18 protein-coding genes and 2 tRNA genes are annotated in these 20901 nt (G+C 47.6%); 14 read left to right on the forward strand and 6 right to left on the reverse strand.

The window, feature by feature from the left end; all coding sequences use genetic code 11:
* The first annotated feature begins 17 nt into the window (after positions 1 to 17).
* The 5 genes from C7Y71_RS08035 (at position 18) to C7Y71_RS08055 (ending at position 5431) form a co-directional block, all read left to right on the forward strand.
* Positions 18 to 641 (forward strand): flavodoxin family protein, encoded by a 624-nt coding sequence (locus tag C7Y71_RS08035; protein ID WP_111898053.1) that lies wholly within the window; start codon positions 18 to 20, stop codon positions 639 to 641.
* 147 nt (positions 642 to 788) lie between these two features.
* The gene (locus C7Y71_RS08040; RefSeq protein ID WP_111898054.1) at positions 789 to 2291 is read left to right on the forward strand and encodes a GH3 auxin-responsive promoter family protein; all 1503 of its coding nucleotides are present in this window, start codon (positions 789 to 791) and stop codon (positions 2289 to 2291) included.
* 37 nt (positions 2292 to 2328) lie between these two features.
* Positions 2329 to 4272, forward strand: a complete 1944-nt coding sequence (locus tag C7Y71_RS08045) for an Ig-like domain-containing domain (protein WP_226943420.1) — start codon at positions 2329 to 2331, stop codon at positions 4270 to 4272.
* 105 nt (positions 4273 to 4377) lie between these two features.
* Complete coding sequence (locus C7Y71_RS08050) at positions 4378 to 4902, forward strand: hypothetical protein (protein ID WP_146739384.1); 525 nt, start codon at positions 4378 to 4380, stop codon at positions 4900 to 4902.
* A 13-nt stretch (positions 4903 to 4915) separates the two neighbouring features.
* A complete protein-coding gene (locus tag C7Y71_RS08055) occupies positions 4916 to 5431 on the forward strand; it encodes a cob(I)yrinic acid a,c-diamide adenosyltransferase (RefSeq protein ID WP_111898057.1) in 516 nt (171 codons plus the stop codon).
* 281 nt (positions 5432 to 5712) lie between these two features.
* Here the strand turns inward: C7Y71_RS08055 and C7Y71_RS08060 are convergent, their stop codons facing one another.
* The 3 genes from C7Y71_RS08060 to C7Y71_RS08070 form a co-directional block, all read right to left on the reverse strand.
* Positions 5713 to 7848, reverse strand: coding sequence for a hypothetical protein (locus C7Y71_RS08060; RefSeq protein WP_146739385.1), 2136 nt, complete (start codon positions 7846 to 7848; stop codon positions 5713 to 5715).
* A 79-nt stretch (positions 7849 to 7927) separates the two neighbouring features.
* A complete protein-coding gene (locus tag C7Y71_RS08065) occupies positions 7928 to 8920 on the reverse strand; it encodes a hypothetical protein (RefSeq protein WP_111898059.1) in 993 nt (330 codons plus the stop codon).
* A gap of 149 nt (positions 8921 to 9069) precedes the next feature.
* Positions 9070 to 11574 carry a choice-of-anchor J domain-containing protein gene (locus C7Y71_RS08070; protein ID WP_146739386.1) on the reverse strand — a complete coding sequence of 835 codons (2505 nt, stop codon included), beginning with the start codon at positions 11572 to 11574 and terminating at the stop codon, positions 9070 to 9072.
* A gap of 177 nt (positions 11575 to 11751) precedes the next feature.
* Between C7Y71_RS08070 and C7Y71_RS08075 the strand changes: the two genes are divergently transcribed.
* The 5 genes from C7Y71_RS08075 to C7Y71_RS08095 all read left to right on the forward strand — a co-directional run bounded on the left by C7Y71_RS08075 (position 11752) and on the right by C7Y71_RS08095 (position 15700).
* A complete protein-coding gene (locus tag C7Y71_RS08075) occupies positions 11752 to 12927 on the forward strand; it encodes a THUMP-like domain-containing protein (RefSeq protein WP_111898061.1) in 1176 nt (391 codons plus the stop codon).
* A gap of 37 nt (positions 12928 to 12964) precedes the next feature.
* Positions 12965 to 13477 carry an RNA polymerase sigma factor gene (locus tag C7Y71_RS08080; protein ID WP_111898062.1) on the forward strand — a complete coding sequence of 171 codons (513 nt, stop codon included), beginning with the start codon at positions 12965 to 12967 and terminating at the stop codon, positions 13475 to 13477.
* A complete protein-coding gene (locus C7Y71_RS08085) occupies positions 13467 to 13991 on the forward strand; it encodes a hypothetical protein (RefSeq protein WP_111898063.1) in 525 nt (174 codons plus the stop codon). The genes C7Y71_RS08080 and C7Y71_RS08085 overlap by 11 nt, the downstream gene beginning before the upstream one ends.
* Positions 13992 to 13997: 6 nt before the next feature.
* Entirely contained in the window at positions 13998 to 14480 is a 483-nt protein-coding gene (locus tag C7Y71_RS08090) for a DUF4252 domain-containing protein (RefSeq protein ID WP_111898064.1), read from the forward strand.
* 524 nt (positions 14481 to 15004) lie between these two features.
* Positions 15005 to 15700: a PP2C family protein-serine/threonine phosphatase gene (locus C7Y71_RS08095; protein ID WP_193215880.1), complete on the forward strand. Its 696-nt coding sequence runs from the start codon at positions 15005 to 15007 to the stop codon at positions 15698 to 15700.
* Positions 15701 to 15766: 66 nt separating this feature from the next.
* On the opposite strand, the gene C7Y71_RS08100 is transcribed toward C7Y71_RS08095, so the two are convergent.
* The gene (locus C7Y71_RS08100) at positions 15767 to 16420 is read right to left on the reverse strand and encodes a vWA domain-containing protein (protein ID WP_111898066.1); all 654 of its coding nucleotides are present in this window, start codon (positions 16418 to 16420) and stop codon (positions 15767 to 15769) included.
* 872 nt (positions 16421 to 17292) lie between these two features.
* On the opposite strand from C7Y71_RS08100, the gene C7Y71_RS08105 reads away from it, so the two are divergent.
* From C7Y71_RS08105 to C7Y71_RS08115, 3 genes are read left to right on the forward strand one after another with little or no spacing between them, the layout of a single operon-like run.
* Positions 17293 to 17664 (forward strand): A1S_2505 family phage non-structural protein, encoded by a 372-nt coding sequence (locus tag C7Y71_RS08105; RefSeq protein WP_111898087.1) that lies wholly within the window; start codon positions 17293 to 17295, stop codon positions 17662 to 17664.
* Positions 17665 to 17709: 45 nt separating this feature from the next.
* Positions 17710 to 18810 (forward strand): C1 family peptidase, encoded by a 1101-nt coding sequence (locus tag C7Y71_RS08110; RefSeq protein WP_111898067.1) that lies wholly within the window; start codon positions 17710 to 17712, stop codon positions 18808 to 18810.
* A 7-nt stretch (positions 18811 to 18817) separates the two neighbouring features.
* Complete coding sequence (locus tag C7Y71_RS08115; protein WP_111898068.1) at positions 18818 to 19402, forward strand: flavin reductase family protein; 585 nt, start codon at positions 18818 to 18820, stop codon at positions 19400 to 19402.
* Positions 19403 to 19615: 213 nt separating this feature from the next.
* Here C7Y71_RS08115 and C7Y71_RS08120 read toward each other — a convergent pair.
* Positions 19616 to 19689 (reverse strand) — tRNA-Asn (locus C7Y71_RS08120).
* 23 nt (positions 19690 to 19712) lie between these two features.
* Positions 19713 to 19786 (reverse strand) — tRNA-Asn (locus C7Y71_RS08125).
* Between the two features lie 115 nt (positions 19787 to 19901).
* Here C7Y71_RS08125 and C7Y71_RS08130 point away from each other — a divergent pair.
* Positions 19902 to 20879, forward strand: coding sequence for an adenosine kinase (locus C7Y71_RS08130; protein ID WP_111898069.1), 978 nt, complete (start codon positions 19902 to 19904; stop codon positions 20877 to 20879).
* The last annotated feature ends 22 nt before the right edge of the window (positions 20880 to 20901 follow it).

Here is a 20901-nt window from a genome sequence, read left to right on the forward strand (position 1 = left end):
CCCTATAAAGATATTTTATGAAAGTACTATTGATAAACGGTAGCCCGAGAAAGAACGGCAACACGTTCCTGGCTCTGCAAGAGGCTGCTCGCACCCTTGAGGAACAAGGAATAGATAGCGAAGTGGTGTGGATAGGCAACAAACCTGTTCGGGGTTGCATAGCCTGTGCCACTTGTAAGACTAAAGGTAATGGAATGTGTGTTTTTGACGACGATGTCTGCAACAAAGTCATCGGGAAGATGAACGAATCTGACGCACTCATCGTTGGCTCACCTGTGTATTACGGTGTGCCTACAGGTCAGGTCATAGCCCTTGTCCAGCGTATGCTCTTCGCCGGAGCCGATGTCAAGTGTAAGCCGGCGGCAGCAGTAGCGGTATGTCGAAGGGGAGGCGCCACTTCGGCATTCCAGACACTTCAGATGCCTTTCCAGATGGTAAATATGCCAATAGTAACTTCACAGTATTGGAACATAGTGTATGGTCGCGAACAGGGTCAGGCGAGTCTCGACACCGAGGGTATGCAGACCATGCGCACCCTTGCACGCAACATGGCTTGGATGCTCAAGAATATCCATTCCGGCAATGCCGAACTCCCGCAGTATGAGCCCTGGCAGCCCATGCACTTCATCAGGGAAGACTGATGTCAGGAAAAATGTAACAGGAGTGCCGAAATGGCACTCCTTTTTCTTGCCAAACCAAAACACGACCTGATTTTCTACGAAGAGAACCCGAATAGCGATTATTCCCAAAAATAAGTTGTAAATTTGCAACTTGTAAAAATATCGTCAATGATTACAAAGATTTGTTCGTGGATTTATAGAGACCGTTTCAAGGCTTTCGATCGCATAGCAGAACAGCCCGAAGCCGTTCAGCGTGAGGCTCTACAAAAACTCCTTGATATGGCAAAGGACACAGAATGGGGTACAAACCACCATTTTGAAGAGATTAAATCCTATGAAGAGTATGTCGCCCGTACACCGCTCACCGACTATGAAATATTGAAGAATGACATAGACAGGATGCGCCATGGCGAGAAGGATATCCTTTGGAAAGGACGCGTGAAATGGTACGCCAAATCCAGCGGTACAACAAACGACAAAAGTAAGTTTATTCCCGTAAGCAAGCAAGCGCTTAAGGACACGCACTATAAAGGTGGTATCGACACTGTGTTGACTTATATGCGAAACTATCCGAAGAGTAAAGTGATGGACCGCTTCGGGCTTATACTCGGAGGTTCGCACCAACCCAACTATAATGTTCCGGGGTCTTATGTAGGCGATCTTAGCGCAGTGCTCATACAGAATATTCCCGATATACTCAATATGTTACGCGTGCCGAGCAAGAAGACGGCACTCCTCGACGACTTTGAGGTAAAGCGCGACCGCATAGCACGAGAAGCACTCCATCGCAACATCAGCAGCATCAGCGGTGTGCCATCGTGGATGATGAGTGTGCTCAACCGAGTACTCGAAATATCGGGGAAAGACACGATAGACCAGGTGTGGCCCCATCTTGAAGTGTTCTATCACGGCGGAGTGGCTTTTGCGCCTTATCGCGAGCAATACCATCAACTCATAGCAAATCCCGATATGCACTATGAGGAGACGTATAATGCCAGCGAAGGATTTTTCGGCATACAGAGCGACCCATCAGACGTAGCGATGCTTTTGATGCTCGACTATGGTGTGTTCTTCGAATTTATACCTCTCGAAGAAGTAGGAACAGAGCATCCCACAGTGTTGCCCATCTGGGAAGTACAAGAGAACAAGAACTATGCCCTCGTCATCTCTACAAGCAGTGGACTGTGGAGATATCAGATTGGCGATGTCATTAAGTTTACAAGCACAAGGCCATACAAGTTTATCATCACAGGTCGCACAAAGAGTTTCATCAATGCATTTGGAGAAGAACTCATTGTGGACAATGCAGAGAAGGGACTCCAGGAGGCTTGCCGGAAGACGGGTGCCATCGTTCAGGAATACACCGCAGCACCTGTGTTTATGGACAAGGAGGGGCAATGCCGTCACCAATGGGTAATCGAGTTCAAGCAACCACCTGCCGACCTCAACGAATTTGTCACCATTCTCGACACAGCGCTTCAGCGCATAAACAGCGACTACGAGGCTAAACGCTTCAAGAACCTTACTCTCCAGGAACTCGAAATCGTGCCGGCACGTGAGGGACTCTTCAACGACTGGCTTAAGAGTAAAGGAAAACTTGGCGGACAGCATAAGGTGCCACGCCTGTGCAATGACAGGAAAATCATAGAGGAAATTCTCGCTTTGAACTAATAACAAGGTTTCCGTATAACTTATCGACGCTTCCGGAATGCGCATAAAAGGACTTTATTTTCTACCCATGATCTTGTTAGTGGCTATTCTCATGCCGCTGATGATGAATTCGTGCGCTAACCCTGGAAGCGGTCCTGACGGAGGTCCTTTTGATGAAACACCACCGAAAATCATGTCAATGTCGCCTAAATTGGGCAAACGACATGCCTCTCCGAAGAAGATAGAAATCGTTTTCGACGAGAACATCAGGTTGGATAACCCACAAGAAAAGGTTACAGTATCGCCTGCACAGATAGAACCACCAAATATTTCGTCTTCGGGCAAACGCATCACCGTAACTCTGCACGATACGCTCAAACCTAATACAACATACACCATCGATTTTGGTGAAGCCATCTCCGACAATAATGAAGGCAATCCCTTTGGAAACTTCACCTACTATTTCTCCACCGGCGATGCGCTCGACACGATGGAAATAGCCGGCACAGTAGTCGATGCTCAGACATTGGCGCCCCTTAAGGGCATTCTTGTGGGACTCTACAGCGAGGACGATGATTCTGCCTTCCAGACCCGTCCTTTCGACCGTGTGGGCAGAACATCCGAGGATGGGAAATTCTCTATCAAGGGCGTGAGAGACGGTAATTACAGGCTCTATGCCCTAAAAGACGTGGACGGCGACTTGATGTTCAGTTCGAGGTCTGAAATAATGGGCTTTACAGACAAAACCTATCAAACGTCGTCATTCCCCGACATACGCTACGACACCATTTGGCGCGATACGGTGTACTACGACAGCATAAAAGTGGTACACTATACGCATTATACCCCCGATGACGTCGTCATTTTGGCTTTCCAGCATGCAGACAAGCCACGCCACTTCCTCAAGAAGCAACGCGATGTGCCCGAGTGGTTCAGAATGTACTTCACGGGACCTTCAGGACATAGCCCGGAGATAATAGGACTGAATTTTGATGCAAACGATCGTTTTGTGGAAGTCAGTTCGCCCTTCAACGATACCATCACCTATTGGCTCAAGGATAGCGCACTACTAAAGCAAGATACACTCACTTTTGCATATACCTACATGGAGACCGACGACTCCACAGGCATGGACACTCTCCGGACGGACACCTTTGAACTCGTGCCCCGCATGACGATGGCTCGAAAACTTAAGGAACGTGCAGAAGAGATGAAACGCTTCGAAAAGGAGCGCGAAAAGCGTCATAAGCGCGGAGATTACAGTCAGGAAACCCTGCCAGCCGAGTTTATAGAACTCATTGTTAAGGTGCAGGGCAACCTGCCACCGAACGAGAATATACCTATCTCTATAAAGCAGCCCTTCGCCCGTTTCGACGAGAGTCGTGTGCATCTCTACCTCGGTCCCGATACAGCGAGGACAGAGGCTCCGTTCCGGCTCGACAGGCATGAAACCGACCCCATGCTCTACGTCTTGCGCGGCGAATGGAACTATGAGCAGCAATACACCCTCGTTGTCGACAGTGCTGCAGCGGAAAATATATATGGGCTGGTGAATAGAAAGGTGGAAAAGCGTTTCAAGATATCCAAGCAGGAAGAGTTCGGCTCGGTCTTTGTCACACTGCCCGATGCAGACTCATCGGCAATAGTGCAACTCATGCAGGACGACAAACGCGTGGTGAGACAGGAGCACTACAGCGAAGGTAGTGCAGACTTCTTCTATGTGAAGCCGGGAAAATATTACCTCCGCATGTTTATCGACGACGATGGCGACGACCTGTGGACACCAGGAGACTATTCCGAGCGCCGACAGCCCGAGCGCATGTACTACTACAACAAGCAGGTGGACGTAAGAGCCAATTGGGATACCGAGATAACATGGAATGCGAAGAGCATACCCATCCTGCAGCAGAAGCCTGAAGGTTTGCGCAAGAACACATCTTCGAAAAGCAGGCAGACGGCTCATCAGCGGAATTTGGAACGACGCAAAGAAAAGCGAAAATAACGCACGAAAACATCTTTCAGTCACCACCTTTCAGTCTATATACCTCGACAAACAAACGCTTTTGCCTTGAATTTTCTGAAACGAGCATACATTTGGCTTAAACGCATGCCCTATCGAAGAGGCTACGGCATACACTCGCCGTGGGCATTCAATATCGTGCGAGGCGTGATTTATGAAAAAGGCAATTATCTCGCCTATCAGTCGCTACATGAGCAAAGAAACACGAGTAGGGGAGAGCGCAAGGACAAACTCATGCTACGCTTGGCTAACGAACTGCAACCGAAGAGAGGCTTCTATGAAGGGAATGATATAACGTTAGAATACCTCAAGGCGGGCTGCAAAACTTGCGAATATCTTTCGTCGCCGCTAACGGGTATCACAAATGAGTCGTTAGACATTCTATATGCAGATACTTCCGACTTCGAGAATATGGCACCTTACATAGTGGAAAAACTTTCAGCCAGAGCATTGCTTATTGTAAGGAATATACGCAAGGACGATGCATGTTTGAAAACATGGAGGGAACTCATCTCTCATCCTCGTATCAGAGTCACGTTCGACCTTTACGAAATAGGACTTGCATATACAGAAGAAAGACTGAACAAACAAGACTACATCATCAATTTTTGACAAATCTTTATCCATGAAAATCTATACACGCAGCGGCGACGATGGCACAACACAAATCATAGGAGGCAAACGTGTGAAAAAATACGACCTGCAAGTAGAAGTTTACGGCACGTTCGACGAACTGACCAGTTACATAGGTCTTGTAGCAACCTACTGCAAACCGCCTGTTCAGGTCTTCCTCAAAGAGATACAGCAGAAACTCTTTTACATCATGGCTTGGACGGCAGGAAGTTGCAAAGACAATCCGCTTCCTGTGGCTACAGATATTGAGAAAATAGAAAGTGCAATCGATGACCTCGAGGAAGAATATGACTTGGCATACAATGGACTCATCCTGCCGGGAGGCACACGCGCAGCAGCGCATACACATGTTGCGCGGACCATCTGTCGGCGAGCAGAACGGCTCCTCGCACGCCTTCTCGATGAACGAGAATTCTCCTCAATTTCTTCGCCACATACCCCAGTTTACCTCAATCGGCTCTCCGACTACCTATACACATTGGCACAAACGTTGCAGCAAGAAAAATGAAGCGAAAACGGGCTGCGAAAAAAAACTTAAACAGGACGAATGACCTAATAAGATATTATTGGTGTCTGGTAAACGGGCTGAAAGCCCCAAAAGCGCATAGCCCAGGACAATCCTGGGTGAATGTGATTAAAGGCTTATGACTAAGTCCATAAAACTTTTTACCGGACACCAATAAAGAAAATTGGTCAGTAAAAAAGGTCAAAAGAAAAGCCTTAATTGGTGAATTAGAACCAATTAAGGCTTCTTATAATAGTATGTTTAAGTGTTATGATACCAAATGCTTATCTCTTCCACCATTGCTTGAGTACATCGCACATGCTTACATAGTCGGGAAGGCGTTTGTAGTTCTTTGCTTCTAAGGCGAAGGCTGCAAAGTCCTTGAATTGCTGTGCTTCAGGAACAACGTTGAATTCTATGTCTTTATTATAGTTGTAAATATAGAGCCAGTAGTCAGCGTCTGTATTAATGAATGCCTTGCCCATTTTTACCTTCAGGCGTAGTTCGTCGTTGGTGGTATAGGATGCTTGTTGTAAGGCTTCGTATGCCTTTGCCACAAATGGGTCTTTCTCCGGTTTCCATGTGGTATAGGCATAGTCCGTCAGATACCAGCAATCGCCTTCGTCGGAAATCTGATAATACAGGTTGGCAAGTCGGTGGTAGTCGTCGTAGGAGGCTTGGCGCTTGGCAACGGCGTTCTCGAGGGCTATGATGTCCTTGCAGAAGTCCACCTTTTGGTTGCTCTTCACCTTCATGGGTTCTTCGTTCATCCAGTCATCGAGTTGAGAGGGTATGGTCTGTCGGTGGTTGAGCCAGCGGATGACGTTGTAGTCGCGTTGTGCCATGTAGAACGAGATGTTCTGGGCGGAAAGGAACTCTGTTGATACCTTTTGCAACCAGGGCAGGGCTTCTTGGAATTTGCCTTCGCGCATGTAGCGTGTGCCTATCAGGTCGTAGTACACTTCCTGACTTTTGTATCTGTCATCAAGTTTGTTGAACAACCAGAGGTCAATGCCGCTATGTGGCGTAGAGAAGAGATTTCTATGGTATTCCACAAGTTGTTCTGGTGTCATCTCCCTGAGGTGAGTGATGTAGTCGCTGCTGTAACTGATGTAGAGTGGACTTGGGGAATACTCATTATAATAGTAGCCGCCGTACTCTATGGTTTCTGCCATATACGTGAGGAGACCCACTGTAAGTGGTCTGCCAAGTTTCTCATAGCGCGGTATGAGGTGGAGTCGGTAGATGCGGTTGGCTGCATTCCAGGAAAGTTCGTAGTCTTCCGCTTTCACTTTGTCATTAAGCCATTGCAGTTCGGAGATGAGGAACGATTCGTAAGCGTTTTCATCGCTGTGTTTTTCGGCTGTCGAAACGAGCAGGCGTATAATGCGGGCATTGTCTTTCATGTGTGCGTTGCCCTGTGCTGTCATTGCCTTGTCAGCGAGTGTGCGCGCTTCAGCGAAGTTGCCGTAAAGGAAGTTGAGCAGAGCAGCAGCAGAGTACCACATGGATGGGGTAGAGGTCTTACCTTCTTTCACCACTTGCTGTGCGAAGGCAATAAAGCCTTCTACTTCGTCGCGATATACCTTATTAATAATATCGCGCCCCTGGTTGTAGTCTTCGCTCTTTGCATCAAGCGTTTCCTGGGCATTGTTTACGAAGTCCTGCACGAGCAGTTGCAGTGTGCGGCTGTTGGGTGCGGTGGCATATACCCGCTTGATGCAGCCGAGGTTGCGCTCGTCCTTCATGCACCATGTGGCGCTGTGTATGTCGCCCAGTTCTGCATAAATTTCGCAGGCGTCCTCGCGCTGGTCGGTGCGATAGAGCGCACCGGCATAGAAACCTTTTGCCATGTTCTTGAAAACATTGTCCTTCATCCTTGTGCCCTTCGATTTCCATGTCGAAATCACGCCCGCATAGTCCTTAGCCTGAAACAGGCTGCGCATTTGCAGCAGGGTGTATTGGTTGAAGAGGCGTACATCATTGTATGTAGCCGCACGGGCAGCAATGCGTTTCATCTCTTTGCTGCGGGCTGCAATCTCTTCTGCCGAAGGATAGTCCCATTCGTTATACGAACCGGGTACATTAGCCATATAGTCCAGCAGTAGGGTGAGATATGCCTTCATCTCCTTGTCGTTGCGGTTGCGCACGGAAGTGATGATGACATTTCGGCTGGTATCCATGGCGGCAGGTGTGAGTTCAGCAAGTTCTTCCACGTCTGCTGCCGCAACGGTTTTGCCCACGTATGTGCTCCATTCCTTGCTTAATTGCTCGGTACGCATTTTGCCAATCTCCTCGGCATTATCATCAATGATGTAGTACATATAGTAATTGTACGTCATAATAGGGGAGCAGGCCTTGCCGGGAATGAGGCTGAGCGCCCATAGCAGGCAAATGGTAAAAAATAGTTTGGTTTTCATGATGGCGTAGGTATTTTGATTTTCTGTTTTGACGAAAGAAATACGCTAATGGTTTAATGAAATTTCTGCATATCGCACCTTATTTTTTGCTTACCGCCCCGAGGTGGTAGATAATGGTCTGGGCATTGATGCCCGGGCGCACTTCCTCGAGTTTGTCGGCAATCGCCTTGACGTCTGCTTCGCTGCATTCCCATACGCGCACTTCCTGTCCGGGCACGATGTGGATGTCGTAGTCGGCAGTCATTGCGCCGTGGAGTGTACGCGCCTGTATCACCTGGTAGAGCGTGTCGCCACTGATTCGCGCGTAAATGGTGGAGTCCGATAAGTTCTCATCGTAAAGGATACCCTTAAAATCTTTGCCGCTGAAGAGCAGTTGCCACCGGTAGTTCGGATAGGCGGCGCAGAGTGGCAGGTCGTAGTTGCGCAGGTGCTTGAGGAAAGGCTCTACGTCGCGCATGTCGAGGATGGGGTTGTGATCGGAACGCACTTTCAGGTTGCCCGTGTTGTAAACCATCAGCACACCGTAGTCGGCAGGTGGTGGTGCCTGCTGCAACTGGTGTAGGCGTATGGTTACGCTCATGCCCCAGCCAAAAGCCTTCAGGCGGGTGCGGATGTCCTCGAGCAAGGCGAAATAGGTATCGCGCGAACGCGGTGTCCAGTCGCAGTCAATCTGTACCTCGCTCACATTGGGCACATGCTCACTGTCCGTCATCTTCTTCACCCTGGTCGCGATTTTCTCGCCAAGCGATGCGGTGTCGGCATGCAGGCACTCTTCGGTGATAAAAACCGTGGGAATGACCTTTATGCCGGCGGGTATGCTGTCCCTGAACTGCAATGTGCCTACAGGCATTGCCCTGCCGTCAAGCAGAGCCACGTCGAAGAACTTTACGTACATCTTCCCCACCTCGTGCTGGCGGAGATAAGCCCTCTCCGTGCTGTCGAGCGCAAGTTGTGTCTGCCAATAGTACACACTGGGGCATGGTTCAGGCACATTGCCAATTTCCTTACGGCAACCCGTGGTAATGGTGCAGAAAATAAATAGAGAGAGGAGTATGTAATAATGTCTCTTCATAAAGGGTCGTTTTCAAAAGCAAAGATAGTGCTTCCCGAAAAATAATTTCGTTTTCCTAAAAAAGTTTTTGAATAATAAACATTATTACATCAAAAAAAAGCGGACCGACACTGTTGCCGGTCCGTTAGAGTTGATGGTAGAGGGTTTCCTTATTTCAGGATAACCTTCTTGCCGTTTACGATGTAGATACCCTTTGTTGGGTTGGCCACGCGGCGACCCTGGAGGTCGAAGATGACGTTCTTGCCAACAGTAGTTTCTGTCTGTACCTTTTCGATGTCGGTAGGAATGCCGTCGCTCTTAACAGCGATGTCCTTGATTTCCCATGTGCCTGCAGCAGAAGTAGTGCTGGTGTAGAGGAAACCGATAACAATCTTCTTGCCACCATAGACAGAGAGGTCAACAGTCTGTTTCTCGAATGCAGAGAAACTCTTACCATCGGCTATTTCAGGATAAGTGATGCTGACTTGATTCCACTTGTCTTCTTTCAGGCTTGGAGCGGCTGACGTGCCGTCGACAGTCTTAATCCACAAGGTGGCTTCTTCTGCCACATTGCCGAAGTGCTTGCTGATGCACTGTGAGAACACGAGGCGTGTGGGCTGACCTGCCGGAATCTCAATAACAGGAGTTTCGAGACGGCTCTGGGTAGCGTGATTGGTCTTGTTGATATACGCAGTGGCTTTTGCGCCGTATTGTGTGTCGAATGACCATACATATATGGATTCGTCAACGCTGATGTTGTTGACAGTAAGTGTGTTTTCGCTGCTTGTGCAAGCCTCTGAATAGAGGGTAGTGTTGTCTGGATCAGGATCTACGTTGCCGCCACCTTCGGAAGCGTCATATACGCTGATACCTTTCACTTCCCATGTACCGGCTTTGGTTTCTGTACTGATATAACGGAAGGAGATTTGAATCTTGCTACCTACGAAGTCTTCGAGGCTGATAGTGTCGTTCACGAATGTCCAACTTGTGGGATATGCACCGATAGGCATCTGTACCCAGTCGCTGTATTCACCACCGTCGGCTGTGCGTACCCAGATGGTTGCTTCGTTCTGAATGGTGCCGAAGAACTTACCTGCGTGCTGGTATGCGAGAACGGGGAGTTCTGCAGTGCCGAGGTCGATGATGGGCGAAAGAATTTCGCTTTCGGCAGCATAGTTCGTGCTGTTGGCATAAGCAGTAGCCTTCATACCATATTTGCTGTCGAATACCCAAACATTTTCAACGGCTTCAGGGCGAGTGATGTTGTGGATGGCGAATTGACCTATGCCTTCTGCCATGCTTTCTTCGTATGGCAGCGATACTTCGCCAACTTGAGGTTCATCATCGTCGGGATTAACCGGGTCGGGGTCGGTCGTTGCGTCCTTGTCAATAACACTTACATTCTTCACTTCCCATGTGCAAGCACCGTTAGGGGTACTGGTGTAACGGAAAGCGAGTTGAATGTTCATGCCGGCATACTGTATGAGGCTGATGGTGTCGCTGACGAAAGCCCATGAGTTGCCATCAGGAAGAGTGTTGATTGTGAGGGGTGACCATTCTGTGGCGCCCGTGGGTTCAACGATGCAAATCAGAACACTCACTTCGTCGGGGAGGGAAGTGAAGAATTTGGCGGTATGGTCGAAAGTCAGGATGGGATCCTTGGCGCCTGCAAGCGAAATGACAGGCGAAACAATCTGACTGACTGCTTCGTAGTTCACTTGATTCTTGAAAGCACTTGCCTTCATGTAGCCGCGAGACTTGTCTGCCGTCCAAACGTATGTCAGAGAGTCGTGCATAGAGATGTTCTCGATGGTAAAGGTTCCAATGCCGTTGCCGAATGTCTCCGTGAAAGGCAGTGACTGAATTTCTGTAGAAGGATCAGTACCGGGATCAGTACCTGGGTCGGTGGAGGTGGAGTCAGCCTTGATGTTGTACGTTTGCGAAGCAATACCGCTGGCATTTCCTGCAACATCGTATGCAACCGCCTTAACTGTTACTGAACCCACTGTTGTCAGAGTGAACGGCTCCTCATAGAGCGTGCTTTGGTTGGTGGGATCGTTACCGTCGGTGGTGTAGTAGATGGTTGTCGTGCTGTCGCCCTTGATAGTTACCGTAACCTGACCGGTTTTGGTGCCACCATTGGGAGAAATCACAGGAATCTGAACATTCACCACGTCGGTCTGCGTGTTGTTGTCAGCGTCTTGCAGCGTTACCTCAATGACTGTAATCTGAGATGTACCTGTACCGGAGAAAGTAACGCTTGTGGCATTGCCGCTCCATTCTTTACCGGTGAGCGTGGCAGGGTTCGCACTGGCATTCAAGTTGCGTGCCGTAAACTTGATTTTGGTAAGCGCCTTGCCGCTTGGGGCGGTAATGTACAGTTCTCCGCCTTTGTAGAAACGGAGTTCGCAAACACCGGTGCCGTTGTTCTTGTTGTAGTACCACCAAAGACGGGCAGGATTGTTTGCACCAGCCTTGCTGGATGTGATCTTAACGCCGTCCTGCGAAAGAATGACAGCGCCGTCTGTCTGGTCACCACGCGTACCATCATAACTTGTGCCCATCCGCATGGTGTCGGTTATCGCCGTGATGTCGAACGTAACCGTCTGTGCGTTGACCGTAATGCCACATAATGCTATGGCCAACACAGCAAGAAAAGTGTAGAATTTCTTCATAATGTTTGGTTTATAAATATTAAGATGTTTCGTGTTTGCAAAATTATAAAATATAATTTTCACGGCTAAATTTATTGAATTCTTTTTTTGAAAAAATACAAGGCATGGATACAGTGAAGTATTGAAAAAACCCGACAATACCGATAAGTTTTCGTAAATTTGCAAAAATCTTCGGCGATGACAAATAGTGATACATTACGCCTGATAGCAACCCACATCAGCGATGATGTGGCACAACTTGCGTTGCAACTGCAAGGGCATCCCGATGCTGAGTTTATCCTTCGGCAGGTGGAGGGGCGGCAGGTGATGGCAAGGAAAGTGCCGCCATGGGCGAAGGTGGACGACATTCATTATCCGCGCAGAATATCGCTCGAACAATGCAGCGGCGAGTCGGCGGCGAGATATAAGGCGGACCTCGCCCGCCGCTTGCTGCCCGGGGGTGGAACCTTTGCCGACATTACCGGCGGGCTTGGCGTGGATTTCTCCTTTATCGCCAAGCATTTCCAGCGTGCCGTCTATGTGGAGCGTCAGGCTGAACTCTGCGAACTGGCGCGTCATAATTTCCCGTTGTTAGGTTTGCCTGATGCAGAGGTGGTGAATGACGATGGGGTGGAAGTACTCACGAAGATGGACCAGGTGGACCTTCTCTTCGTTGACCCTGCCCGGCGCGACGGACAGGGCAGAAAAGTGGTGATGCTCAGCGATTGTGAACCGAATGTGGTGGAACTCAACCGACTGCTTCTGTCGAAAGCGCGTTTTACCATCCTGAAACTCTCACCCATGCTCGACATTCACGCTGCCCTGCAACAGTTGGAAGGCGTCTGCGAAGTACATGTTGTGGCAGAGCGCAACGAATGCAAAGACCTGCTCCTCGTGATGAACAGAAGCGGGAGGCAAGCGCCCGTCGTCTTCTGCCACGATGAGAATGTGGACATTCAGTTCTTCTGCGAAGAAGAGAAAAACATACAGCCGGAATATGCCGACAGCGTGGAAACCTATCTCTATGAGCCGGGTGTAACTCTACTCAAGGCAGCGGCATACAACCTGCCCTGCCAACGCTACGGTGTGAAAAAACTCCACCCCAACAGCCATCTCTATACCTCGCAGGAACTCGTACCCGACTTCCCGGGCAGGACATTCCGGGTGGTGGAGCAGCACGATTACAAGAAAAAACAAATCAGCAACCTCAGTGGCAGTAAAGCCAACCTCGCAGTAAGAAATTTTCCAGACAGTGTAGCACAACTCCGTAAACGACTGAAAATCAAAGATGGAGGTGAGGAATATTGGTTTGCTACAACATTAAAACAGGGCGAAAAAGTGATTGTGCGAACAAAAAAAGCAAAAAAACTGTAACTTTTCATAAACTAATCCGTCTTCTAAATAGAGAGCGATGAACAAACCGGATTTCAAAAACGATTTGATGCCGCTGAAAGACATGCTCTTTCGGCTCGCAATGCGCATCACTCTCGACCGCGCAGAGGCGGAGGACGTTACAGAAGATACACTCATCAGAGTGTGGAACAAACGAGACGAGTGGAGCAAAATTAAATCGGTCGAGGCATACGCAATGACCATCTGCAGAAACCTCGCTCTCGACCGAAGCCAAAAACGAGAAGCGATGAATGTGTCGCTCGAAGAGCACGACAACGAAGCACCCGACAATGACGACGGACCGCACGAAAAAATGGTCAGAAGCGAAAGACTCAGATGGGTGCACAAATTCTTCCAGGAACTCCCGGAAAAGCAGCGAACAGTGATGCAACTGAGAGACATAGAAGAAAAAAACATCAAAGAAACAGCCGAAATAATCGGCATCAGCGAACAAGACGTTAAAGTAACACTCTTCAGAGCAAGACAAACCATCCGCAACAAATTGCAGAAATTAGAAAATTATGGACTATAAATATATCGAACAACTGCTAAACCGCTATTGGGAATGCGAAACAACCATGGAGGAAGAAAACATTCTCCGCGCATTCTTCAAGCAGCAAAACCTGCCCGAACACTTCGAGCAGTATAAGCCGCTGTTCGATTACGAAAGCGAACAGGCGAACCTCACCACTTCTGAGGGCTTCGAAGAACGTGTGCTCCGGAAAATACAGCAAGAAGGCAACGAAAAGGGCGAAACGAAGAAAAAACGTACCGCCTTTATCAGCCTGCGACCACTCTACAACGCTGTGGCAATGGTAGCAATAGTATGTATGGTGGCGCTCGCTGCACAGCACACCTTCTCCAACCAGCAGGAAGAGGAATGGGATACCACCAGCACTCCGGAAATGTCCTACAAAGAGTCGTTCACCGACCCACAAGTGGCAAGAAGCGAACTCAGGGACATGCTCAAGACAATGAGTTCCACATTCAGCGATACACAGTCGCCCGACTCGGTGGAAAACAAAGAGGAAGTCATCAACGACTAAACAATTATGAGAAGGCTATTCCTCATCATAGCAGTCATCATGATTCTGGTGCCCACCATGGCGCAGAAAAACCATCGCAATGCTGAACCCGACTTCGCAGCGTACTTCATGAATGCCTATCAGGATGAAGAGTTTGAGGTAACAAACATCGGTCCGAAAATGATAGCCGACATCATCGACGATTGCGAAAACAGGAACGAAGCGGAAGTGAAAGCCAACCTCGAAAAACTCAACAGCGTGAGGATGGTCGTCACAGACAAAAAGGCAAAAACGCATTTCGACAATGCAGTGAGACTTGCCGACAAAAACAAAAAACGATATAAACTGCACAGGACAGGAAAGAACAGCAGGTTCTACATCCACCAGCGAAACGGAGTCATCATGGAGTTCTTCATGATAGCAACAGAAGGAAAAGGGTTCGTCATCATGGACTTTACAGGAAAAATGACAGAACAAACCGTCAACTGGATGTGCAACAGAAATTACTGAAAACAATCATAAGCCAAAACAATCAATAAACAATTACAATCAATCACAAGTAAAACAATTAAAAACTACTGACTTTTTTTGAAGGGAACGACATCAATTGCCTTTAAAACAACAGAATCCGACAGGGTTCAGTTCTCTCAAAAAAACAAAACCAAAACGGAAATTCCGATAAAGAGAGGAGGATAGAAAGTCTTCCTCTTTTTGTTTTGTATGCGACAAAACATCAAAGCATTTCAGCACCACTTCCTTTTCAACAGAATTAGGATAACAGAAGGAATGTCTTTACTCAACTTTCTGAAGTTCTCGCTACGCTCGGAGTTAATGCTTTTTGAAGTTATCGCTTCGCTCGAAGTTAACGACGTAACCTTATGCTGATGTCTTTTTTCTTTCTTCATTTGTTATTTATCGGTTCAACGTTTCGTCGTTAACTTCTTTAACTTCGCTAACTTCGTTAACTTCAAGCAAATGACACTTGTGAAACTTGAAATTTCTTTATTACTTTTGCATAGAAAAAAATGACGATAATGAAACAGATAGAATATACATCATTTTCAGAGTGTGGTGGTCGTAAGAATAATGAGGACTACTGTCAGGTGGTTGCAAATCCGGATGATGAGCGCTACCTCTTTGTTGTGTGCGACGGCATGGGCGGACATGAAAATGGTGAAATAGCGAGCCAGTTGATTTCTACAACAATTTGCGACTATTGGCGTTCGCATTCTGCCGGTTCAGAGACCGACATGATTTTGAAAGAGGCTTTCAGAAAGGCATCAGAAGCATTAGATGCTAAAACAGAAGAACTTGATTATGTCATGATGGGAACAACAATGGTGCTTGCGGCGATAGTTGGCAATCAACTGACCATTGCACATTGCGGCGATAGCCGTTGCTATTTGCTACGTCCGAATGAAGGAGTGGTCTATGAGACAACGGATCATGTTCAAAATTCAGGAGGGAGAAACTTAATCACCCGTTGTTTTTTCTCCTTTCATCGCAGACATGCAGAAGTGGACATACGTCATTTCGAATTTCAGATAGGCGACAGGCTGTTCCTTTGCACTGACGGCGTGAGTTCCTATGTCAATCCTGACATTCTCAGAGAAAGCCTGATGGAAAACAAGTCAACAGAGGAACTGGCAGACATCGTAAAATTGCTGTGTGAACAATCGTATTCGCCGGATAATTACAGTGGGATACTTTGCAAGTTCGGGATGCAATAATTCTAAAAAGGAGTACCTCATTAAAGAGAAACTCCTTTTTTTATTTGCACAAAATTGTATGCTGCTTTATTTTTCCTCGTCTTCTCTAAAGAAAGACCCTGGAGCCATCTCCATGTTGCAAGATACAAGACCATTAAAACGCATGCGGCTTTTGCGTTCACAACGAAACATTTCCTCTGTGCCTTCAACGTCCTGACAGAATTCCAAATGTTCATCGATGGCGAAGGAGTGAGCCATGGTCTCCACGTCGAGGTTGTCGGTGCCGATGAGCGTGAAGGTCCAGTTCTGTTTCTTCAGTTTCTCAATCATAGTACGTATCATCTTCAGCGTCCATTCATGCGAGCAGTTCTCTTCGCCGTCAGTAATGACAGTGACCAATACGTTGTCGTCTTCTGACACCTGCGCATTGACCTTCGAAATGCCCAAACCCATGGCATCATAAAGAGGTGTGCCACCACCAGGGTTGTAAGCATTCCAACTAAGGTCTTGTGTTTTTTCTGCAGGTGTGTTGTCATAGTGCCAGGTGGTATGGCCGGAATCGAAGGTAACGAGGGTGACGCGTTGTTCCTGATTGGGGAACTTCTCGCTCATCTGGCGGATGGTCTGTAAGGTCTCGTTCATGCCAGTAAACGCCTGTTTGCGGATGATACTCATAGAACCGCTCTCATCAACGATAATCAGGTTGAATACTCGCTTTGTTTTTTCTTCTTTTGTTTTCATTGTGTTAATATTTTAATAGGTTAATAGATGGGTGTGATAATTGCCTTTTTATTTCTTTGAAGAAGATTTTCAGAAAAAATTAAGCAGTGAGGAACATTTTTTTTGTAATTTCACGCAAAATTTTTTATCAAATGTATTTCCAATCACTTTCAGATACCGAGATTATAGAAGGTTTCCGCAGAGGAAATAGCAGTATTATCCACGAGTATTTTTATGGCTACTGCCGAGTGGCGTACAATTTGTATGACCAGCATTATCAGTTGAGAAGCAAGGAAAATTTAGACTTTATGTCTCTGGCTCATCAATATGCCATCTATCTGATGGAGCATGACTGGAAACCGTTGGAAGATCATTCACCTAACGTCAGTCTGCGCTCATGGCTCATTGGCGGTTTCCGGTATGTGGTGCTCGATGCCCTGAAATGGTACCAACGAGAGTACGGCAGCATCACTTTTGAGGACTATTTGCGCACGTTTGATGTCAATAGCGACTTGCGGTTGCAGTTCAACCGCGTGGTGAAGGATTTGCTCAAACATGAGTCGCTGAATGACCAGGAAAGACTGATAATCGACATGATGCTCCTGCAAGGCTTTAAGGGCAAGGAAGTCGCAGCGCAGTTGGATATGACACCTTCTGCCATCTCGCAGAAATATAAGCAACTTATGGAGCGCATCATCGTACCATATTTCCTGAAAAACTTCGACATGGAACTCGAAATGCCGGAGGTGATGGAATTGCCTTTGGTGGAAGAATGGGGCAAGGAAATGGCTCTTCAAGAACCACAAATGTACGACTCTATGCAGTACATGCCACCTATTTCATCAAAGTCTTCTGTTCGTTTCAAAACAGACTTTTTCGAAGAAGAAGACAAACTGCAGAAGCGAACCACTCCATATTTCATCGCAGAACTGCAGCCGAACGAGATATTTGTATTTGGCAGCAATCTGCGCGGTCTGCATAGCGCGGGTGATGCACAAAGAGCGTATCAGATGTTCGGGGCGATTATGGGGCAGGGCGTTGGTCTGCAAGGTCAGAGTTACGCCATACCCACGATGCAAGGTGGGGTAGAAACCATACGTCCGTATGTAAACGATTTTATTGGGTTCGCGAAGGAACATAAGGATCTTACATTCCTTGTAACACGAATAGGTTGTGGTATAGCCGGGTTCAACGACGAAGATATCTCACCACTGTTCAAGAATGCACATGAAGAAGAAAATATAGTGCTACCACCGCATTGGTAATTCATCCATCGCACAATTTGAAAGAATTATAGACGAAAGAAAAATATGAGAAAAATCATAATCATTGCAGCACTGTTGCTGACTCTGACGGCATCGGCGCAGGAGAACCTGCAAAGACAAGCCGGCACGTTAAATAGGGTGAAGTCGTTCACAACAGTGAAGGAACTACCCATAACCAGCGTGAAAAACCAGTATCGCAGCGGAACCTGCTGGGCTTATGCCACGTTGGGCTATTTAGAGAGCGAGATTTTAAGAAAAACCGGCAAGATTTACGACCTCTGCGAGATGTTCGTGGTCAACAAGGACTACATGGATTGTGCCACACACTATGTCAGGATGCACGGCTATAGCCAGATTTCGGAAGGCGGCTCTTGCGACGATGTGTTGGAGGTTATCAGGCAGCATGGCATCTGCCCTGAGGATGCCATGCCGGCACCTGGCTCACTGACGGGCGACCCGCTCGCCAATTTTAAGGAATTCTTCCCTAAATTGGAAAGCACGGTGCGTGGCATAGTAAGGGAAGATGCGAAAGCACCTCTTCCTCATTGGCAGGACTCTGTTCAGACCGTCATCGAACGATACATCGGTTGCTGTCCCGAAACCTTCGTTTACGAAGGTAAAACCTATACTCCAAAATCGTTTGCAGAAGGTCTGGGACTGAATCTCGACGACTATGTGAGCCTGACGAGTTTCACACACCATCCGTTTAATGAGTGGTTCATTATTGAGGCACCCTACAAGTGGCGACTGAAACCAAGTTATAACATCCCCATCAATCAGTTGATTGATATACTCGACAAGGCACTCGATGCCGGATATACCGTGGCATGGGGAGGCGACGTGACGGGCGACTTTACCGGTACGGGAATAGCCCTCCTGCCTGAAAGTGTGATGCCTACACAGGACTTACGACAGGAACAGTGGGACGACTGGCGGTTCACGTACGACCACGTGATGCTGATTTATGGCAAAGCCATCGATGAACAGGGCAAACCTTACTATATGGTGAAAAACTCATGGGGCAAGAGCGGGCAATACAATGGTACTTGGTATATGTCGCGCGAGTATATGTTGCTGAACACCACATATCTGTTCCTCAACAGGCATGCACTGCCAAAGGATTTATTCAATGAAATGAAAAAATAGTTTTATAATGAAAAAGTTTTTAATTACAGCACTCTTGGCTGCTATGATGATAGCGCCAAGCACAATGTCCGCGCAGGAGGAAAATGGTTTTAAGAAATTCAGTGTAGAGGAAGCCTTCGAGGATAACGGCTTCCAGTGGTTCCGCGACGCACAGTTGCTGTGTGCCGGAAACAGGCAGCAGGCCAACGCCATGACCATAGGGTGGGGCGGCATAGGTACACTCTGGAGAAGGACGGCACTTACAGTTTACGTGGCAGAGCAGCGCTATACAAAGCAGTTTATGGACAGCGCAGAGTATTTCACGGTGATGTCGTTCGACATGAAGGACAGCAACGTACTGCACTATATGGGTACCAAGAGCGGACGCGACGGAGACAAGGCGCAAGCCTTAGGCCTTCACACCGCCTATACAGCCAACGGAACACCTTACTACACCGAGGCTACAATGGTTATAGAGTGCAAAATAATGTATGCCGCCCCCTTCGACCCGCAAGGCTTCAAAAGCGATGTCCCCAAAAACATGTACACCAACTTCCCCGCCGGCATCCACTCAATGTACATAGGCGAAGTAGTAAATGCCTGGAAGAAATAATAGTTCGGTAAGTAGTAAAAAAACTATATCAAGAGTTTTTTAATATCAAGTCATTATGAAGATAAATTAAAGGATTCAAGACAAACAAGGATATTCGCGAAAGTTCCTATGAATAATAAGTGGATTGCATAATGTAACATAGTTGGAATTACCACGTTGACTGAAAAGCAAAAGAGGATATATCTGTGTTGACATATCCTCTTGTTCTATAAGCGCTTCAGGATGGGCTTGAACCAACGACCCCCTGATTAACAGTCAGGTGCTCTAACCAACTGAGCTACTGAAGCAAGTGCAATCTCTGTTTTTTTTGCGCTTCAGGATGGGCTTGAACCAACGACCCCCTGATTAACAGTCAGGTGCTCTAACCAACTGAGCTACTGAAGCATTTTTTTTGACGAAAATCTTACAAAAATGTTCGATTTCTCAGAAATTGCGGTGCAAAAGTAACGCATATTTTTTAATTAAACAATATCTTTGCGGAAAAATAATAAAAAATTTTATGGATAAGGTTATCGGAATGGGTAATGCGTTGGTGGATATCCTCGCAAAGCTGGACAACGACGCTGTGCTCGACCGCATAGCATTGCCCAAGGGTTCCATGCAGTTGCTCGGCGAAGAGCGCTATGCCGACCTGCTCGAAGAAATAAGCAAAATGCCTACACAGCGTGTAACGGGAGGCTCGGCAGGCAATGTGATGAAAGGACTGGCTGAACTGGGTGCTGCACCGGGATTTATAGGCAAAACGGCTGCCGATGCTAACGGCGACTTCTATGCCGAAACCTGCAAGGATATGGGCGTGGATTTCGTCCGGCTGCATGATGACACACTGCATACAGGAGTGGCATTGACCTTCATCTCGCCCGATGCCCAGCGCACTTTCGGTACGTATCTCGGTGCTGCCTCGAATTTGCAGCCGGAAGACATCCGCCCCGAATTCTTCGAAGGATACAAGTATTTCTTCATAGAAGGCTATCTCACACAGAACCACGAACTCATAGAACGTGCTGTGGACATGGCGCGCAATGCAGGTCTGAAAATCTGTCTCGACCTGGCTTCGTACAACATAGTGGAGGCTGATCACGAATTTTTCCAATACCTGTTGCAGAAGACCGATATCGTCTTTGCCAACGAGGAGGAGAGTTACGCGTTCACGAAAAAAGAACCTGCCGAGGCGCTCGAAGAACTGGCGAAATTGTGTGAAACAGTAGTGGTGAAGACAGGAAAGAAAGGGTCGCTCGTGGCACGCGGCAGTGAACGGGCTGTCTGCGAAGCACTGCCCGCGGATGTGGTGGATACAACAGGCGCGGGAGATAGCTATGCCGCAGGGTTCCTCTATGGACTGATTACAGGAATGACTCTTGAAAACTGTGCCAGGACAGGCACACTACTCGCATCCACCGTGGTGCAACACATCGGTGCAACACCGCCTGCAGAAGCATGGAATGCCATAAGGGCAGAAGTGGCAAAACTGAAATAAATCATTCTCCCATCGTTTTCTA

It is taken from the genome of Pseudoprevotella muciniphila, assembly GCF_003265305.2.
Lineage (GTDB): Bacteria > Bacteroidota > Bacteroidia > Bacteroidales > Bacteroidaceae > Alloprevotella > Alloprevotella muciniphila.

Excerpts from the sequence above, each read along its gene's own strand:
- C7Y71_RS08035 (WP_111898053.1), top strand. The coding sequence starts at position 18 with ATGAAAGTACTATTGATAAACGGTAGCCCGAGAAAGAACGGCAACACG.
- C7Y71_RS08040 (WP_111898054.1), top strand. The coding sequence starts at position 789 with ATGATTACAAAGATTTGTTCGTGGATTTATAGAGACCGTTTCAAGGCT.
- C7Y71_RS08045 (WP_226943420.1), top strand. The coding sequence starts at position 2,329 with ATGCGCATAAAAGGACTTTATTTTCTACCCATGATCTTGTTAGTGGCT.
- C7Y71_RS08050 (WP_146739384.1), top strand. The coding sequence starts at position 4,378 with ATGCCCTATCGAAGAGGCTACGGCATACACTCGCCGTGGGCATTCAAT.
- C7Y71_RS08055 (WP_111898057.1), top strand. The coding sequence starts at position 4,916 with ATGAAAATCTATACACGCAGCGGCGACGATGGCACAACACAAATCATA.
- C7Y71_RS08060 (WP_146739385.1), bottom strand. The coding sequence starts at position 7,848 with ATGAAAACCAAACTATTTTTTACCATTTGCCTGCTATGGGCGCTCAGC.
- C7Y71_RS08065 (WP_111898059.1), bottom strand. The coding sequence starts at position 8,920 with ATGAAGAGACATTATTACATACTCCTCTCTCTATTTATTTTCTGCACC.
- C7Y71_RS08070 (WP_146739386.1), bottom strand. The coding sequence starts at position 11,574 with ATGAAGAAATTCTACACTTTTCTTGCTGTGTTGGCCATAGCATTATGT.
- C7Y71_RS08075 (WP_111898061.1), top strand. The coding sequence starts at position 11,752 with ATGACAAATAGTGATACATTACGCCTGATAGCAACCCACATCAGCGAT.
- C7Y71_RS08080 (WP_111898062.1), top strand. The coding sequence starts at position 12,965 with ATGAACAAACCGGATTTCAAAAACGATTTGATGCCGCTGAAAGACATG.
- C7Y71_RS08085 (WP_111898063.1), top strand. The coding sequence starts at position 13,467 with ATGGACTATAAATATATCGAACAACTGCTAAACCGCTATTGGGAATGC.
- C7Y71_RS08090 (WP_111898064.1), top strand. The coding sequence starts at position 13,998 with ATGAGAAGGCTATTCCTCATCATAGCAGTCATCATGATTCTGGTGCCC.
- C7Y71_RS08095 (WP_193215880.1), top strand. The coding sequence starts at position 15,005 with ATGAAACAGATAGAATATACATCATTTTCAGAGTGTGGTGGTCGTAAG.
- C7Y71_RS08100 (WP_111898066.1), bottom strand. The coding sequence starts at position 16,420 with ATGAAAACAAAAGAAGAAAAAACAAAGCGAGTATTCAACCTGATTATC.
- C7Y71_RS08110 (WP_111898067.1), top strand. The coding sequence starts at position 17,710 with ATGAGAAAAATCATAATCATTGCAGCACTGTTGCTGACTCTGACGGCA.
- C7Y71_RS08115 (WP_111898068.1), top strand. The coding sequence starts at position 18,818 with ATGAAAAAGTTTTTAATTACAGCACTCTTGGCTGCTATGATGATAGCG.
- C7Y71_RS08130 (WP_111898069.1), top strand. The coding sequence starts at position 19,902 with ATGGATAAGGTTATCGGAATGGGTAATGCGTTGGTGGATATCCTCGCA.